The organism is Nostoc sp. DSM 114167 (assembly GCF_052692655.1).
In genome coordinates this window covers 3142855-3160248 of the sequence record NZ_CP195116.1, presented here as the reverse complement: position 1 = coordinate 3160248, position 17394 = coordinate 3142855, and the positions used below count along the sequence as shown (strand labels likewise).

14 protein-coding genes and 2 pseudogenes are annotated in these 17394 nt (G+C 40.3%); 4 read left to right on the top strand and 12 right to left on the bottom strand.

Features of this window, described 5'->3' with window-relative positions:
• Position 1 precedes the first annotated feature (1 nt).
• The 11 genes and pseudogenes from NSTC731_RS13445 to NSTC731_RS13395 form a co-directional block, all read right to left on the bottom strand.
• Complete coding sequence (locus NSTC731_RS13445; RefSeq protein WP_445631244.1) at positions 2 to 601, bottom strand: anthranilate synthase component II; 600 nt, start codon at positions 599 to 601, stop codon at positions 2 to 4.
• Positions 602 to 918: 317 nt separating this feature from the next.
• On the bottom strand, positions 919 to 1374 hold the full coding sequence (locus tag NSTC731_RS13440) for a diacylglycerol kinase family protein (protein ID WP_445631243.1): 456 nt from the start codon (positions 1372 to 1374) through the stop codon (positions 919 to 921).
• Positions 1375 to 1527: 153 nt separating this feature from the next.
• Positions 1528 to 2055, bottom strand: a complete 528-nt coding sequence (gene ybeY / locus NSTC731_RS13435; protein WP_445632080.1) for an rRNA maturation RNase YbeY — start codon at positions 2053 to 2055, stop codon at positions 1528 to 1530.
• A 127-nt stretch (positions 2056 to 2182) separates the two neighbouring features.
• Positions 2183 to 2338, bottom strand: a complete 156-nt coding sequence (locus tag NSTC731_RS13430) for a DUF3285 domain-containing protein (RefSeq protein WP_094350437.1) — start codon at positions 2336 to 2338, stop codon at positions 2183 to 2185.
• Positions 2339 to 2468: 130 nt separating this feature from the next.
• Positions 2469 to 3591 (bottom strand): peptide chain release factor 2 gene (prfB, locus tag NSTC731_RS13425; RefSeq protein WP_445631242.1). Its coding sequence is split into 2 segments (ribosomal slippage): positions 2469 to 3518 and positions 3520 to 3591, totalling 1122 coding nucleotides; the frame shifts between segments, so codons are not numbered across the junction.
• Positions 3592 to 3716: 125 nt separating this feature from the next.
• Positions 3717 to 4848, bottom strand: a pseudogene (locus NSTC731_RS13420) (PCRF domain-containing protein).
• A 121-nt stretch (positions 4849 to 4969) separates the two neighbouring features.
• Positions 4970 to 5083: pseudogene (locus NSTC731_RS13415) on the bottom strand (peptide chain release factor-like protein); the annotation flags it as partial.
• A complete protein-coding gene (locus NSTC731_RS13410) occupies positions 5084 to 7981 on the bottom strand; it encodes a peptidoglycan-binding protein (protein WP_445631241.1) in 2898 nt (965 codons plus the stop codon).
• A gap of 133 nt (positions 7982 to 8114) precedes the next feature.
• Positions 8115 to 9098: a WD40 repeat domain-containing protein gene (locus NSTC731_RS13405; protein WP_445631240.1), complete on the bottom strand. Its 984-nt coding sequence runs from the start codon at positions 9096 to 9098 to the stop codon at positions 8115 to 8117.
• On the bottom strand, positions 8996 to 10855 hold the full coding sequence (locus NSTC731_RS13400) for a toll/interleukin-1 receptor domain-containing protein (RefSeq protein ID WP_445631239.1): 1860 nt from the start codon (positions 10853 to 10855) through the stop codon (positions 8996 to 8998). Before NSTC731_RS13400 ends, NSTC731_RS13405 begins: the two co-directional genes overlap by 103 nt.
• 315 nt (positions 10856 to 11170) lie before the next feature.
• Entirely contained in the window at positions 11171 to 11899 is a 729-nt protein-coding gene (locus NSTC731_RS13395) for a Bax inhibitor-1/YccA family protein (protein ID WP_445631238.1), read from the bottom strand.
• 507 nt (positions 11900 to 12406) lie between these two features.
• Between NSTC731_RS13395 and NSTC731_RS13390 the strand changes: the two genes are divergently transcribed.
• Positions 12407 to 13192 (top strand): RNA polymerase sigma factor SigF, encoded by a 786-nt coding sequence (locus NSTC731_RS13390; RefSeq protein ID WP_445631237.1) that lies wholly within the window; start codon positions 12407 to 12409, stop codon positions 13190 to 13192.
• A 51-nt stretch (positions 13193 to 13243) separates the two neighbouring features.
• Here NSTC731_RS13390 and bchD read toward each other — a convergent pair whose 3' ends face one another.
• The gene (bchD, locus tag NSTC731_RS13385; RefSeq protein ID WP_445631236.1) at positions 13244 to 15268 is read right to left on the bottom strand and encodes a magnesium chelatase ATPase subunit D; all 2025 of its coding nucleotides are present in this window, start codon (positions 15266 to 15268) and stop codon (positions 13244 to 13246) included.
• 91 nt (positions 15269 to 15359) lie between these two features.
• Between bchD and NSTC731_RS13380 the strand changes: the two genes are divergently transcribed.
• From NSTC731_RS13380 to NSTC731_RS13370, 3 genes are all read left to right on the top strand, one after another.
• Positions 15360 to 15947, top strand: coding sequence for a Uma2 family endonuclease (locus tag NSTC731_RS13380; RefSeq protein ID WP_445631235.1), 588 nt, complete (start codon positions 15360 to 15362; stop codon positions 15945 to 15947).
• Between the two features lie 43 nt (positions 15948 to 15990).
• On the top strand, positions 15991 to 16599 hold the full coding sequence (locus NSTC731_RS13375) for a hypothetical protein (RefSeq protein ID WP_445631234.1): 609 nt from the start codon (positions 15991 to 15993) through the stop codon (positions 16597 to 16599).
• A gap of 460 nt (positions 16600 to 17059) precedes the next feature.
• Positions 17060 to 17350, top strand: coding sequence for an HNH endonuclease (locus NSTC731_RS13370; RefSeq protein WP_445631233.1), 291 nt, complete (start codon positions 17060 to 17062; stop codon positions 17348 to 17350).
• Positions 17351 to 17394 lie beyond the last annotated feature (44 nt).

The window sequence follows — 17394 nt, the reverse complement described above, 5'->3', positions numbered from 1 at the left end:
ATTATGCTCTTGAGTGTAACTGTTCCAGAAAATTTCGCAATAACTGTTTTCCTGAAGATGTCAGGACACTCTCTGGATGAAACTGGACGCCCTGAATGTGAGGATAGTTCCGGTGTCGCACTCCCATAATGGTGTTATCTTCAACCCAAGCGGTGATTTCTAACACATCTGGGCAAGTCTCACGTTCGATTACCAAACTATGATACCTGGTGGCGGTCAGAGGATTTTCTAATCCCCGGAAAACCCCCACTCCAGTGTGAGACACCTGAGAGGTTTTGCCATGCATCAACTCTGGAGCAGGAATTATTTTACCACCGAATACTTGACCAATGCCTTGATGTCCCAAACAGACACCCAAAATTGGTAATTCTTGTCCTAGCTGTTCAATCAATTCTAAAGAAATGCCGGCATCTTCCGGGCGACCAGGCCCAGGAGAAATAACTACAGCTTCTGGTTTTAATGCCTGAATTTCGTCTATGGATATCTTGTCGTTACGAAAAACTTTAATATCATCTGCCACTGGGAACTCTGATGCTAATTCTCCCAAGTACTGCACTAAATTATATGTAAAACTATCGTAATTGTCGATAACTATAATCAAAGCTTATCACTCCTGGTTTTACCACTCATCAGTTGTAAAAAGCATAGATAAGTATCTCATGCTATTTGTTCATTAGGTGTAAAAATAATGCTGACGTAGACGTGTAAGTATAAAGCGGCTACTCTACGGCTACTTTCTAAAGATTATCCAAATCCTTTAGCCAGGATGCTTGGCGCGTTGGCGTAGACCGCACTTCGAGTGAGCTTCAGTGACCATTGTAGACATCGCACGATTTAAATTTTGAATATATTCTGCAAAGGGAATTCGGACAGAGTGTGATTCTCTTAATGAGTCACTTAGCGATGCCTAAATTACGTCTACAAAGCCGATATAATTAACCTTACTAGAGGAGGGAGCAATAGCGTACCTGCTACTAGCATCGCTACGAAAGCAGAGACAAGTACTGCACCAGCCGCACAATCTTTAGCAATTTTTGCCAAATCATGGTATGTCTGCTTAACGGTTAAGTCCACAACAGACTCAAGTGCTGTATTTAGTAACTCTAATGCTAAAACTAAACCACTAGTTATACCAATTACCGCTATTTCCACCGCTTGCAGATGCAAAAAAACGCTTAAAGCGATCGCCATTGCACAAACACTTACGTGGATGCGAAAATTACGTTGAGTTTGAAAACTATAGCTGATTCCAGCCCAAGCATATTTAAAACTAATAAATAAATTAGAGGCTACTTTCCAGGAGAATTCCCGTTCGTTAGACACCAGTGTTTGTAACGAGGTAGGCGTTGGTGATGGAGAAATTTTTTGGGACATAGACTTAAAAACACAAGAACAGAGTTGCTACAGTGGGAATATTCGCCGATCTTAATGGCAGAATTAACTTTGAGGCAATCTTTAAGCAATTTTCCACAGAAGTATTATAAAAGTATTACCCAAAATTAACATTAAGAGATACTTCAATTACTGCTATTCAATGTCAATAGCAATACCTATTGCATTCAGCAATCCCACTTGCTGTTTTAACATTCGCTCCAAACTTTTTTCATCAGGATGATCCCAGCCCAACAGATGCAATAAACCGTGAGCAGCTAACCAAGCTAGCTCAGTTGATAAGCTATGTTCCTGTTGTTGAGCTTGGCGTTGTGCTGTATCTACAGACACAATAATATCACCTAAGTATAATGGGACAGAGGCAAGCATTTCTTTGCTTTGAGGAAAATTCACCTCCAAAGCAGCAAAGGCTAAAACGTCTGTCGGCTTATTTTGCTGACGATACTGAGCATTCAGTTCTTGAATTTGCAAGTCATCTGTCAAACGCAGCCCAATTTCATAACTTGGCGCTGGTGGAATCTGAGGGTGAAGTATTTCCAACCAGTGATTAAACCAGTTTTTCCAAGTTTCAGGGGTAATTCGGGCATCAGTCTCGTCAATTTTTACAGATGTTGTCGGGGACAACTCATAAAAATACTCCTCCACATATAGTTCAACTCTCAGGGGCACACAGTCTCCTTGTCTGAGGTTTACGATTTGTTGTTAAAACTGTCCTAAGTCAATTGGTCATCTGTCCTTTGAAATATAAATGACTAATGACTAATAAAAATCCTCACCAGTTGCGTAATGCTTAGTGAGTGAGGTAAGCAAGACCAACAAGCAGAGCTAAAAGCCCTACAGCAGTCAATCCAAAATGCTTTAGGGAAGTTCCACCCTTGCGCACCATGTTTCGCATGGCGAGTTTGACGTAGCTAGGTTGAGGTTCTGTTGAAGGTGAGTTGCTCATAATTATTTGCCTACAGACTCTTTTATAACTGTAACAGTTGGTCTGGGATAGAATTGCGATCGCCCATATATTGCTAAGGCGTTTCTGTATGAAACGCCTTAGTAATCAGGGTGTTATGGAATGAGCGCCTCTATGGCGAAGTATTTTCTACTAGTTTATTTTCTTGGCGCAGATAAGCTTGGATGAATGTATCAAGTTCGCCATTCATCACATCGCCAATCGCTGTCATTTCCGTATTTGTACGTAAATCTTTCACCATTTGGTAAGGGTGAAACACATAGTTACGGATTTGGTTTCCCCAAGAGGCTTCTACCATATCGCCACGAATTTCAGCAATTTCTTGGGCGCGTTGCTCTTTGGCTATGACCAACAGCTTTGCTTTGAGGCGATTTAAGGCTTTTTCTTTATTTTGCAGCTGCGATCGCTCTTCTGTACAGCGCACGGCTATACCCGTGGGTAGGTGAACAATCCGCACCGCAGTTTCTACTTTGTTGACATTTTGCCCACCTTTACCACCAGAGCGAGTTGTGGTGATTTCCAAATCTTTGTCTGGAATATCCAATTGCACAGAGTTGTCAATCTGTGGCATCACTTCCACCCCGGCAAAACTGGTTTGGCGCTTGCCGTTAGCATTAAAAGGTGAAATTCGCACTAAACGATGTGTACCCATTTCCGATCGCAAATAACCATAAGCATAGCGACCGGTAATTTCTAGGGTTGCCGATTTTATTCCGGCTTCATCACCCTCCGACTCTTCAGCTAAAGTTACCTTATAGCCGTGAGCTTCGCCCCAACGGGTGTACATCCGCATTAGCATAAATGCCCAGTCTTGAGCATCTGTGCCACCAGCACCAGCAGTAATCGTCAGTACAGCACCTTCCGCATCATAAGGACCAGAAAGTAACTGTTGTAACTCCCATTGATCTAGGTCACGATTGAGTTTGGTGATGGTAGATTCGGCTTCTTGGAGTAGTGCCTCATCAGTTTCTAACTCCAACAATTCAACAACTGCCTTAGTATCTTCGAGATTGGCGTACCAGCGATCGTATTGCTGAAGATGGGCTTTCAGATCGTTGAGTTCTTGTAGCGTTTGCTGGGCTTGGGTTTGGTTATCCCAAAATTCTGGCTGTGCAGATATTTTTTCGAGGTCTTGAATTTTAGCTGTCAGTGCAGGTACGTCAAAGATAGTCCTGGGTTTTACCCAGGCGGTTAGACAACGTTTCGATTTCGCGTTTGAGTTCTAAAACTTCCATAGTGCTTGCTGAATGATAGATAGAGCGCTTTGGATTAAGAAATTGCTCTTTATTCTACTTGTGTTTCTTGATTTTAGCTGTAGTTGGGTAAATTTTTTCTGCACTACTTGTATAAGTTACAAAAGTTACTTGAAATTATCAAGCGCTTCTTTACTCACTGAAGTAGCGTGATTTAGCTGTTGCAGATAGGCTTTGATAAACAAATCAATTTTCCCGTCTAATACCTCTGCCGCAGCAAGTGTTTCTACATTGGTACGTAAATCTTTCACCTTGGTGTAAGGATGCAAGATATATTCACGGATGAGCTTGCTGGATAGAGACTTTATTAGCCGAGGTTGAATTTTGTCAATCTGGACACCTTGGGATAGTGCGATAGCAAACAGTTTACTCTTGAGAATAGCTAAGGCTTTCTCTTTGTTTTGCATCTGACTGCGCTCATTATTAGAAAATACACTAATCCCGGTAGGAATATGAAACACCTGTGCCCATGTTTCTGGGCGGTTAACATTCCCCTGATGCCGGGGCAAAGTAATTTCTAAATGCTTTTCTGGAATCTCAAAATCAACAGACTCATCTAAAATCGGGCTGACTTCTACGCTGGCTAGGCAAGTATGCCGTTTGCCATTGCCATGAACAGGAGAAATTCGCTCTATTCTTGCATGAGTTCCTTGTTCCGATTTTAGTCAGCCGTAAGCATAACGCCCTGTAATTTCTAGGGTGGCATGTTTGAACCCTCCTAAATCACCTGCTGACTCTTGCACTAGATATACTTTATGATTATGATTTACTGCCCAACGATGATATAGCTGTAATAACATAGCTGCCCAGTCTTGAGCATCTATACTTCCAACCTCAGCCGTAATTGCCAAGAATGCCCCCTTTTGGTCGCAGGGATCGGACAGAAATTGTTCTATTTCTACTGTTTCAAGTTCTTGTTGAAGTTGGGTAAGGTTGCTTTGTGCCTCTTGCAACAATTCCTCATCAGCAGATAATTCTAGTAATTCTAGTGCAGCCTTGATATCTTCTAGAATGAAGTGCGATCGCTGATATTGTTTCTTTTTAGCGTTGAGGAATTCAATTTCTTGAAGTTTTTGATAGAAAGTGACAGAATTATTCCAAAAAGTAAGTTGAGCAATTAATTGATTCAAGTCCTCGATTCTTGCACTGAGTTCTTGCAGGTCAAAGACAGCCTTCAGCTTTGGTCAAGATATTAGACAACCTTTCTACTTCGATTTTGATATTTGAGAGTTCTAGCATAGTTTTACTCACTTTAGGCTGAACTTGTCTACGTATTATACTATTAAAACGATAAAAAACCGTAGTTGCTGAAAATTTAACAGACACCTTGGGCTAGTGCGTAGGCGTAGCCAGCCGTAGGCATCGCAAACAATTTACTCTTAAGAATAGTCAAGGCTTTCTCTTTGTTTCGCATCTGACTGCGCTCTTGATTACAAAATACACTAATTCCAGCAGGAATGTGAACCATCTTTACCTATGTTTCTGTTGCGGAATGTGGGTTTTTAGGCGGCTTAGGGTTGTGTAGCGGTTTGTCATCTGTAGATCCTCCCCCCAAATTGTTTGCTGCTAATCCAAAGTGTCCTGTCTCAAACCACTTAGACTTGAGCAGCGACCACCAATCATTTGTCAACCCTTCCAATACGTAATCATAAGGAAGCCAACCATAGCCCCCTTCACCCCAATCGGTTCCCCAAGAGTTTCTAATTAGCAATGCTCCTTGTGACCGTCTACTAGCATCAGCATTCTCTATTATCTTATGGTCATCGTAGCCAACTGCAACAACAGCGTGACCTCCTTTTACCTTATCGTTTTTAACTGGATATGGAATATAACCACTTGGGTTTAAATCCTCAATGGAATAATACATAGTAAACCCAAACGCGCAGGGAAAACCAGCGGCTAAAGCTGCTTTAATTCGCAATAATAGTATATATTCTGTAGTGCCTGGAGGATTTAGGCGGAAATATTTCAGCGCTTGATAACTTTGACCAAAAGAGTAGCAAAAAGGGGTTGGTTCCTCATCAAACTTATCTTCTATATAAGGCCAGTACTCTTCTGGGGGTACGCCAAATAACGCCATTGCCTGCATAGTTTGCCGAAGAGATGCTCCTACATCACCTTGACGATGCATGAGATTACGTGTCGCTTTATAAAGGAAAAGCCGAGAAGCATCGACATACCTATCAAAACTTCTTTTCTCAAAGTATTCCATTAAAGCAACACCAGCATGTGCCGTACATGAATCCAATGAGCCTTGGTCTTCAATTGGAGAACACCAAAAGCTTAAATCTACAAATTCTGGCATTAATAAATATACAGTTACCTTCTTGCCATCTTCTTGTTTTTCTCTGATAGATTCCTGTAAATTACCTTCTACCGGAAGTAGTAAATCACTTTGAAATTCTGGGTTTTTATCCAAATATTTTAGTTCATCTTGGAGTTCTGGAAGTATTTGGATGACTGTTTTCAGATTTTTTTGTTGATTTTTTAAATAATTTTCTTCCTGAAGTTGAGGATTATAATTAAGACTAACTTCTAAATTTCTGATATTTACTTCTAAATTTTTGATGGACTTAAATATCTCATCTATCTTCTCTAAAGACTTTTTTAAAGAAGTAGCTAATCTCTCATTTTCATTTTTATCATTATTTGATTCAGCAGAAATTATTTGACAGATATTTTTCAGGGAGCTTTGGAAATTTAAAATTGCTGAAAAAGCTATATATGAAGATACTGGATTTAAATCCCATTCTTTAAATAAGTTTCTTTCCTGTCCTGCTTGAGAAAAAATACTAGATTTTTTCCATAACTTTTGCTGAAAAGCTTCATTTTTGACAGCATCATTAATTAATTGCTGATTCTCTTGTGAATTATTTTCTTTACGAAGAACGTTAACGTATTCTGATTTATCAAACCATTGATCTAGCTTATTTAATACCTCTCTTACTGCTTTTTCAAGATTTCTATGTTGAGCTAAAGGAGAAATTAGTTGAGCAACCAATTTAACTATCATATCAATTGATCGCTTCAATGCATTTTTGTGTTCAGCAATATCAGACTTATTAGTATTTGTAGCTGGTTGTAATTCTTTTTCAGCATTAGTCTCTGTAGTTGGTTGCAATCCTTTTTCATTAACAAAATCTTCAGCTTGAAATTCAGAAACTTCAAAAACTCTTAAAATGATTTCATAAAGGTTTATGGGTATTGCTAAGGATACAGGTAAAACTTCTCGCCGCTGTTGTTTTTTGAGCGCAACTAGCTCACATAATACTTCTAAGGTTTTTTTCCAATTATCTAGACCATCTACTGCTAGTCCATATTTAGCCTGAAATGATTTGACTGCTGTCTGTGTCTGTAATCCAAAATACCCTGTTACTTGTCCATCAAATTCTCCTAACTCACGTAAAAGCTTTTGTAGTTTTTTAACTCGATCGTCACCGTCAGATTTTTGCTGTTGTGCATTATATCTCTGAAATAGATCATTTAAAGCTTTGCTTGTATGTTCGCAAACTATTCCATAAATACCATCAAAGTTTGAAGCATCATGCCAATGATATTGTGTTTGGAATTCTTGAACCGCATCCTGTGTGAGATAATCAAAGAATCCTATTATTGCCCCGTTATTTTCTCCTAAATTTTTCAGATAACCCAGTTTATTCAGTTTTATTTGAATGGCTTTAATTTCTGGATCAAACATTCCCAACTTTTTAATTGTTTTTTCCGTGCCTTCATATTGAGAAGTTTTTTCTGCTTCTAGACTTTCTAGTATTTCCAAAGTTTGGTTTAAAGTATAGAGTGTTACTTGATCTACAACACTGTCAGTACTGTCATTTGAGACAACACTATCAACACTCTTATCTGAGACACTTGAGAGTCCAAAAATCATCTTGAGTAGTTTTACTGCCTTCTCTGTATTTTTACCAAAGTAACCATATTCCATATATTCTGATTCTGAAACAGCTTCTTGAAACTGAGCAATATTCTCTTGCCACACAGCTCCAAATTTATCCTGATGTTTACTAAATTTCAGTAACTTCTGTTGAAGATTGTAGACTTCTTGACCTGCACAACCAGGAGCTAAAAATATTTGTTCTTTAATAGCCTTGGCGTTGACTAATTTTAAACCTTTACTTATTTTTTTCTCAAAGTTTTTCAACTTGGGAACAAGTGTTTTTGTGGAAGGTTCCTTTAATTCATTTTTTATTGAATCTAAGAATAGTTTAAATAATTCTTCTAGATTAGTTTGTAAATCATTATCATTACTTATCTGTATATTTTGAACATTCACAATTAACTTCTGATTGATTTCGTCTATGCCGTAGTCTCTAAAATCGGGGTAGTCTGGTATCCAGCCTGTTGCTTTTTTATCCACGGTGATTTCCTCTCAGATTTCTGCTGTTATGGTTATCTATCGTCCTAGTTCTTTTTATGCAAAAAAATATTTAAATTTTATTACTTTTCTTGAAGTATTTAACCACGTGAAATAATAGTGAAAATTGGCAAAATCAGGATTTATTCGGAGTTTTAACTCCATCACAAAGATAGCGATCGCTTTGACCCTGAGAATTATTCGCTAGATAATCATGCAGCCAATTGCACCCACGCCCGATCAAATTATCTAGGGTGAGATTTTCTACATTCCACAAAATAGCTGTACCATCTTTACTGCCAGAAACGAGAGTCTTACCATCAGGGCTGAAACTGATCCCATTCACCTCACCACTATGACCAGTAAGAGTAATAATCAAAGTCCCGTCTCTGTGCCAAAGTTTCACTGTTTTGTCATCACTAGCAGTGGCAATCATCTGACCGTCAGGACTGAAAGTTACTTGCCAGATAGCTGCACTATGCCCATCAAGACTGCGGATCGCCCGACCGTTAAGCTGCCAAAGTTTTACTTTATTATCTGCACCAGCACTGGCAAGGGTCTGACTATCAGGGCTAAAACTGACGCTGTAGACAGCAGCATTATGGTTGATGGTGTTAAACGGCTGACCTTGCCGATTCCAGAGTTTCACTATCCCGTCATTACTACCAGTGGCAATTATTTTGCCGTCTGGACTAAAAGTGACGTTATAGACAGTAGCGCTATGGTTTAGGGTGTTAATTAACTGACCCTGGCGATTCCAGAGTTTTACTGTTCTATCTTGACCAGCAGTGGCAATTGTTTTGCCGTCTGGGCTGAAACTCACGCTATGAATGCGAATGCGATCGCTATGCTTTAAAGTCTTAAGCAGTTTACCCTGCCGATTCCACAGTCTTACCACCCCTTCGTCAGAACTGACAGCAGCAATTATTTGACCATCTGGGCTAAAATTCACATCCCAGATGTTGTATTCATTAATCTTCAGCGATTTAATCTGCTTACCTTGCTGATTCCAGAGTTTCACCGTTCCGTCATCACTGGCGGTAGCGATATCGCTTTCCCGTCGAGTGAGAAGTTGACGCGATTGACACCAGCCTGATGCCCAATAAGAATAGTTTGCCAAGGGCTGTCAATTTGCCATAGTTTCACTGTCCGATCTTGACTAGCAGATGCAAGAGTACGACCATCCAGACTGAAACTCACGCTCTTAACTTCACCACTATGTCCTGTAAAAGTAGTAAGTTTCTGGCCATTTCTCTGCCACAGCGTCACGCTGTTATCCTCATTAGCCGTGGCAAGGGTCTGACCATCAGGACTGAAACTGATGCTGTTGATGGGACTACTTTGTACTTTTGACGTGTTAATAGGTGAAAGCATTTTTCCATCAGTATTCCAAAGTTTCACCGTTCCGTCATAACCAGCAGAGGCGAGGGTATTGTCAGAACTGAAACTCACGCTAGTGACTGTATCGTTATGTCCTTCTAAGGTCTTAAATTCCCTACCGTCTTTGTTCCACAGTTTCACCGTTCTATCAAAACTGGCAGAGGCTAGTATCCGATCGTCACGGCTGAAACTCAAACTATAGACTGGGCCTGTATGCCTGTTGAGCATTTTGAGTTCCTGACCCTGTATGTTCCAAAGTCTCACGATGTTGTCGTCACCACCAGAAGCAAGGGTCTTGCCATCATGACTGAAACTCACAGCCCGAATTCTAGTATTCAGCTTTTTAAAGGTTTTAAGTTCCTTGCCATCTTTCCAGAGTTTCACTATTCCGTCTAAACTGGCAGAAGCAAGGATTTGACTGTCGGGGCTGAAACTTGTACTGACAACTTGATCTTGATGCCCTTTTAAAGTATTCAGCAAACGACCCTGTTTGTTCCAAAGTTTCACTGTTTTGTCTCCACTAGCGGTAGCGATCGCTTCTCCATCGGGACTAAAACTAACGCTTTTGATATAATCGCTGTGTCCTTGAAGGCGTGAGCGCTCTCTTACCCAGTAAAGAGCCTGCCCTAGCACAGTCATAACTTCCGCCCGTTCTTGATTTGGAATGTTGACTTTGGCTGTATCTAGTTCTTTGAGTTGCTTGCCGGCTTTTAAACCTTCTATCAGGGCATCAATCGTATTTCTATTCGAGGTAAAACGTGCGTCTGATGCTGAAATCAAGGCTCGGAGTTCCGATTTTTGTGCTGCTATCCGTTGATTAATAGCTACATTCCACCCTATTCCAGCAACAATAGCCAATCCTGTTGAAACTACAAATCCTGATGTCAGAGCAATAAATCTTGTTCTGTGACGTACCCTCTGGGCTTTACGACTTTCGCCGATGTACTCTTGTTGGAGTGGTGCGATCGAGGGTTCTTTCCCTGCTCCTTGGGTGAACCATTGCTCTGCTTCTTCTAGTTCACTACCTTGTAGTAAGTAACTACTGTTGCGTTTTTTCCGATCCCACTCCAAGGCTTGCACGAGTAAGCGGGTATGCTGTTTAACATAAACTAGATCAGTATCGAGTGCTTTGAGTAATGATTGCAAGGCTTGCTCAAAATTATTACTTTCTTGGAAGAAAATATAGTTAATTTTGGCTAATTCGGGATGAACGCCCTTAACATCCTGCAACACAATTGGCACTAAACGTTTATTATGCTTGAGGGCATATGCAATCTCTTCACCGCAGACTTTAGAAGTGACTGAATTCAGACTAATAATAAAGATAAAATTATCAGCGCCTTCAATTCCTTCATAAATTTCTTTCCGCCAATCTGCCGTGAACGGAATATCCTCCCAGTCCACCCAGACATCTCGCTTATGTTGCTTGAGTGCTTCATAAAGCCTTTTGACGAACTCTTTATCCTTGCGGGAGTAAGAAACAAACGCCTCAGCCATATAATTTTATAAAAACTTAATAACATTTGGATAAAATACTACTTTTATCCTGGTTTTAAAAAATCTATATCCTTTGGAAAAAGAATTAATTGAATGCAAATTTTATATATGATAAATTATTCCACAAATTTTCACTACAACCTTTTTTATCTATTCGAACCACAATTCCCTGTAGGTCTGCACATGTGTTAATGGTGTCAACCTAAGGTTAAAAGGGCGGTTGGAAATTAAAACGATGAAAAAACCGTGGTTGCTAAAAATTTAACCACGGTTTTTGCTTTATAGAACTTTACTTTTGTTAGTGCCTACAGGTAATTAATCACGACCATTGATGGCAATTAGCAACCGCAAGATAAAGACAAACAAGTTGATGTAAGTAAGGTACATCGACAAAGCAGCAGGCAGATATTGGTCATCGTTGTAAGTGCGGGGCAAGATGTAAAAATCGACAACAGAAACCCCAACAAACAGAAATACTCCTAAACCGGAGATGGCGATTTCTAACCAATTTGGCGTGTAAACACCAAACATAGCAAATCCGAATTGGGCAAGGCACACAACCACCAAGGCAATGACACCAAGATTGATGGTTTTCGTCAAAGCCATGCCGTCTTGTTCAGAAAGATTAGAACCAATCTGACGGGCAGCAATAAAGGTGACACCACAACCAAGGGCAGCCAAACCAATGCCTTGAATGCCAACACCTTGGGATCTCAAGGCGACAAATACCAAGCCACTGAGAGTATATCCAGACAACAGGCTGTAGGTTGCCAACAGGGGTAGTGCAAGACCTTTATTACCTTTTTGGGCAACATTTTGGGCAACAAAAAACAATATTAACTCCAAAATCACCGCACCAATGAAGGTGGGAAAGAATATTTCGGGGTTAGTACGGATAATTCCCAAACCGCCGTAGGTTCCTAATGCGGTTAGCACCAATCCACCACCGACGTAGGGGAGGGCGTTGGCAATCACGTTTGGGCCAACGAGAGCGTGAGATTTAGCCTCATGGATAGCTTCACGAAAATTACTGGTATTGCTCATATTGAAAAACTGTTTTTTAGGAAAACGTTCTGCTTATTCCTATTGTTACCAATCTTTGTGGTTAACAGCCAAGGATTTAATATAGTTGTCAAATCTGAAGCGTATTTGATTGCGTGAAAAAACTCAGTATACTTTTATTCCCTCTTCCCTGTTCCCTCCTTACGCAAATAATTTCTCCGAATCAAAGCGGATTCCTATACTTGCACTCAGTATGACTGATAGATATGAGGTCAGGAATGCATTGTTCAGCATAAATAGCTAGTTTTTGTTGCAAAAGCTAAAGATTATTTACCATTCAACAGTTATATAAAAGCAAAAATCACCTGTAATAGAGGGGTTCGCAAAATCATGCGTACAAATACTGAATTGTAGAGTTAGACCCCTAACAAGTTCAGTGAAACGACGATGGCTTATTCTTCCCTGACTCAGCAAAATAATAACAGCTTAGAAGAAAATATACGCAGCTCCATTTTCTCAGGAATAGGAGTTACAACAAAGGTAATTTATATGGCAACAAGTGAGTCCTCTTTACGAACTGATGGTATAGAATTATTGCACTTGTACCACCAGAATCCTTCTATTAAACTTCGTAATAAACTTGTACAGTTACATACTGGCTTAGTACGGAAAATGGCTCATAAATTCAGCCATCAATGCAATGAACCTTATGAAGATTTAGAACAAATTGGGTATTTTGGTTTGATTAGAGCTATTGAGCGTTTCGATCCTAGCCAAGGATATGCTTTTAGTTCCTTTGCAGTGCCATATATTCGCGGTGAGATGCTACACTTTTTGCGCGATCGCAGTACTTTATTAAAAATTCCCCGTCGTTGGCAAGAATTATACAATGAAGGACAAAAGATTCGCAAGGATTTGTCAATGTCTTTAGGTCGCCCGCCCAAGGATGCTGAAATTGCCAGCCAACTTCGGGTATCTGTACAAGAGTGGCAAGAAACCAAATTAGCTGCTCAAAACCGGATGCCTTTGAGTTTAGATGCAACCGCAGTTAACTATGTTGATTGTCAAATAACCTTGGGTGAGGCACTTCCTTGTCCTCGTTCTCATGTGCTTCTGCAACAAGAAGAAGAACGCCAACAGCTGCAAGGCGCAATCAATATGTTGGAAGAAAAGCCCCGCATGGCAGTTGAAATGGTATTTTTGAAGGAACTTTCTCGCAAGGATGCTGCTAAGAACATTGGTACTAGTCCAATGACAGTAACGCGCTATCTGCAAAAGGGAATTCAAGATTTGATTTGCTATTTACAACCACAAGTAATGCCCACTGGATCGTAGTCATAGCTAAGTCAAAAATCCAATGACTAATGACTAATGACAAATGACAAATTATCTAGATTTTAAATCAGCGATCGCACCTTTGGTCATAGCAGCAATAGCTCGATCTGTCGCTTTCGGCAAATGATAATATTTACCGCCTGCTGTTTGCGATAATTCTTTAGCAAACCCAGTAGACACAAATTTACTTTCTGTATCAATTACTAATAGTTGCATTCCCAAAGCACGGATTCTCGCAGCAATTTCTAATAATTCTCCTTTGATATCTGGCTTTTCTCCTGGTTCTAGCTGTTCGCCCAAAGAACGCGCTAAAGGAATATTACCTCGCCCATCGGTGATTGCTACAAGGACAACTTGCCCAATATCTCCACTTATCTGAGCATTTAAGCCGACGCGCACAGCCTGAGTTAAACCATGTGCTAAGGGCGAACCCCCGCCACAGGGCAACCTTTCCAAACGGTTACGCGCCAAAGCAATAGAACGTGTTGGAGGCAATAATACCTCGGCCTGTTCTCCTCGGAAGGGAATTAATGCTATTTGGTCGCGGTTTTGATAAGCTTCTGTCAACAGTTGCATTACCGCACCTTTAGCTGATTGCATTCGATTCAGTGCCATTGAGCCAGAAGCATCTACCACAAATACTACCAACGCCCCAGCTTTACGTACCAGGCGTTTTGAACGAATATCAGCTTGTTCGACAATAACTTTTCTATCTGGTTGTCTTTCTCTTCGCGCTTTTTGATAAGGAGACGCTGCTCTCAAGGTAGCATCTACTGCAATGCGTCGCGCTTTCCCCTTGGGTAACATCGGCTTAATGTAGCGTCCCCTGTCATCAGAAAAAATGACACTGCGACTACCAGATTTACCTTGCCGCTTCGCCATTTGAGTAAAGTAAAGCACGCTGTCATCAAGAATTACCCCTTCCGGATCGAAGATAAACTCTTCCGGGATGCTGGGAGGTTCTTGCTCTTGATTTTCTTCCTGTTCTTCTTGTTCTTCCTCTTCAGATTCGTCTGGAGGTTCTTCTTGATTCTGTGGTGGAGGCGGAGGCGGAGGTGGTGCTTGATCTGGTGGTGGTGTCTGCACAACTGTAGCGCGTGGTACAATTACCAGTTCCACCGCACGGCGCAAATCTTCGGCATTAACTGTTGTTCGTCCCTCCAAAGCTGCGGCGGCCTTGGCAACCCGCGTGGCGAATAACTCGGCGCGATGTCCTTGAACTCCGCCGCGAATGGACTCATCCACTAAATAGGCAATTTGTTCGTGGGTGATGATTACTTCTTTGAGCCATTCCCGCGCCAAGATGATTTGGGTTTTGAGTGAGTCTAAATCTTCGTTGTACTGTTGGAGGAAGTCTTGAGGAGATTTAGAATAAGCGATCGCTTGATCCACTGCTTCTACTCTTTGATCTAAGCCGAGTACACCGTCAGCAGAGAGGGCGATCGCAATTCTATCTAGCAAATGCTCTCGTAATCCACCTTCTTCTGGATTATAGGTAGCAATAAACAGGGATTTACACGGATGCTGAAAACTAATCCCTTCTCGTTCGATCTGGTTGCGTCCCTCAGATAATACTGTTAAAAGCTGATTTGATATTTGGTCATCTAATAAATTAATTTCGTCTACGTACAGTACACCCCGGTTTGCTGTAGCGAGTAATCCAGGCTGAAAAATAGTATCACCTTGCTTTACCGACTTTTCAACATCTACTGAACCGAGGAGTCGGTCTTCGGTGATACCTAGAGGAATTTGCAAAAAAGGCGCGGGGATAATTTCGACGGGAACATCTTGAATATCTTTGTCTGCGTACTCCGCCAAAAGTTGATCGTCCCATTCTTCTGGGTAGTTGGGGTCACAATTACTAATTGAACCTTTGACAACTTCAATCGGCGGTAGTAGAGCGTGGATAGCACGAGCCATTACAGATTTTGCCGTACCGCGACGACCTGCGATCGCTACTCCTCCCAAACCAGGATCGACTGCTGCTAAAAGCAAGGCTAATTTAATTGCTTCTTGACCGACTACGGCAGTCAAGGGAAAGGCAGTGATGGTGGGATTGATAGTAGGCGCAGGCATTGTTTTTTCAATAGCGAGTCTCGGCCTTTAGCATACCAATTTCTGACACATTTAGAATAAGGATTATGGCAATGAGATCAAAGGTAAGGTTATGAGTATTGCTCAGGCTAAACGCTTCACACTGGATGAATACCACAAGCTTGGAGAATTGGGCTTTTTCCATGAAGATGACCATATTGAATTAATTAATGAGGAAATTATTGAAATGGCATCCAAGGGTACGGCTGATGAAACTTGTTTGCGAAACTTGTTACGAGAACTTCCAAAAATTGTAGGTGATAGGGCAACTTTGCAATCTCAAGCTCCGATTGCTTTGCCACCGAATAGTGAACCTGAACCGGATTTTACTATTCTTCAAAACCGAGATGATAATTATCTATCTGGTCATCCTAAACCTGCTGATGTGCTTTGGGGAATGGAGGTTTCAGATTCTTCTTTAGCTTATGACCAAGATTTTAAAATACCTCTCTATGCTAAAGCGGGTATTACTGATTATTTGATATTCAATTTATTCGATAATTATTTGGAAGTTTATAGTAAACCATATCAGGATAATCAAGGCAGCTATGGTTATTCAAATAAGCGAATTTTCTTGTTAAATGAAGTAATAAATTTCCCCTATTTCCCTGATTTAGCTCTTGATTTAGCTAAGGTGTTTCCGCCAAAGCTGAATTTTTAAACTTTGTTATAGGATTCAGTCATAAGACAAAGGAGTAAGTTTTATGGCTTATAGCGATTTTAAACTTATTGAAGTTATTGATTTTTTTGGGTTAGTTATCCACGAGTCATCTGGGCTATTCGCAAATGTACCGGAGCAAGAATGTAGTGATTTATTATCTACTATTTTGAGTGAAAATATTGATTTAGCAGTAGCAATAAGCTCGGAAAAGGCTCGTAGTGAGATGATAATTAGTCCAATATTATTAGAAATTAGACGCAAATTTAATTATGAAATAAGCTTTTTTTCTGGAGTTGATTTCACTGTTGATAGCCAGCGAGGATTAAACGGATTTTGTGATTTTATTTTGAGTCTTTCTTCGGAGCAGTTGCTTGTACGAAGTCCGGTGATTGTCCTAGTAGAAAGTAAAAATGAAAATTTGAGGTCTGGTTTAGCGCAATGTATTGCCGAAATGGTAGCTGCTCAGTTATTTAACGAGAGAGGTGGAAATCAAATAAAAGCTATATATGGTGCTGTTACTATCGGTACTATCTGGCAATTTCTCAAGCTTGAAGGTAATGTAGTTTCGATTGACTTGAGTGAATATTATATTAAGGATATTAAGAAAATTTTAGGTATTTTGTATAGTGCGATCGCGCAAAATAAGCTGTAAATTATTTATTAGCTTAAATATTTTTTAAATAATCCCATAGAGCATTTTTAAAGTTCATAGATATGAGTGAGGGCTTTTACTAAATCTTCATAAATAACTATATTGACATCTAGGAACAGCTATGCCAATGTATATTTAAGACAGCAAAGTAACCGCACTCTAAAGCGCTGGTTTTTGGTAGCTGTCTTAGCAGCAGAATTCCTAGTTTCCTGTTGAGCTTCGTGTCATCCCTTCGGCTGAGTATTTAGCCCAATGTCAAGTTAACTGATTGACTAGACTTTCAAGAGGAAGACAAGATGTTTGGATGAATGTTCAGGGGAAAGGATGACGCGAAACTTGGTAGGAAGCCAGGAATTCTACGGCTAAGACTTAAACCAAACCAAAGCTTAGATAGCAAATTTTTTCATAGAGGAAGATTCATTTTTGATAATTTACCTCAAAACAAATTTGTTCAAGCTAGATGCGTGATATTCCAATGCTGTTGCACACAAAAGCAAAATGGAAAATCAACCAAATGAATCCTAAACAGAAGCGCAATATGAAGCAGCAACTCATTGATTTGTATGGTTCTCACTGTTGGTGGTGTTGTCAAAATTTACCACAAAAAAATTTGACATTTGATCACCTCTTACCTAAGAGTCGTGGCGGTTCTAATTTTTTTGAAAACTTACGACTTTCTTGTTTTCCATGCAATAATTCTCGTGGAAACAGTCTCTACCCCCCTGGCAGCAAAAAGCTTAACTGTTTCTAGTTACTGCCCCAATTGTATTAGGCTTTTCTCTTGTAAGGTGGGCA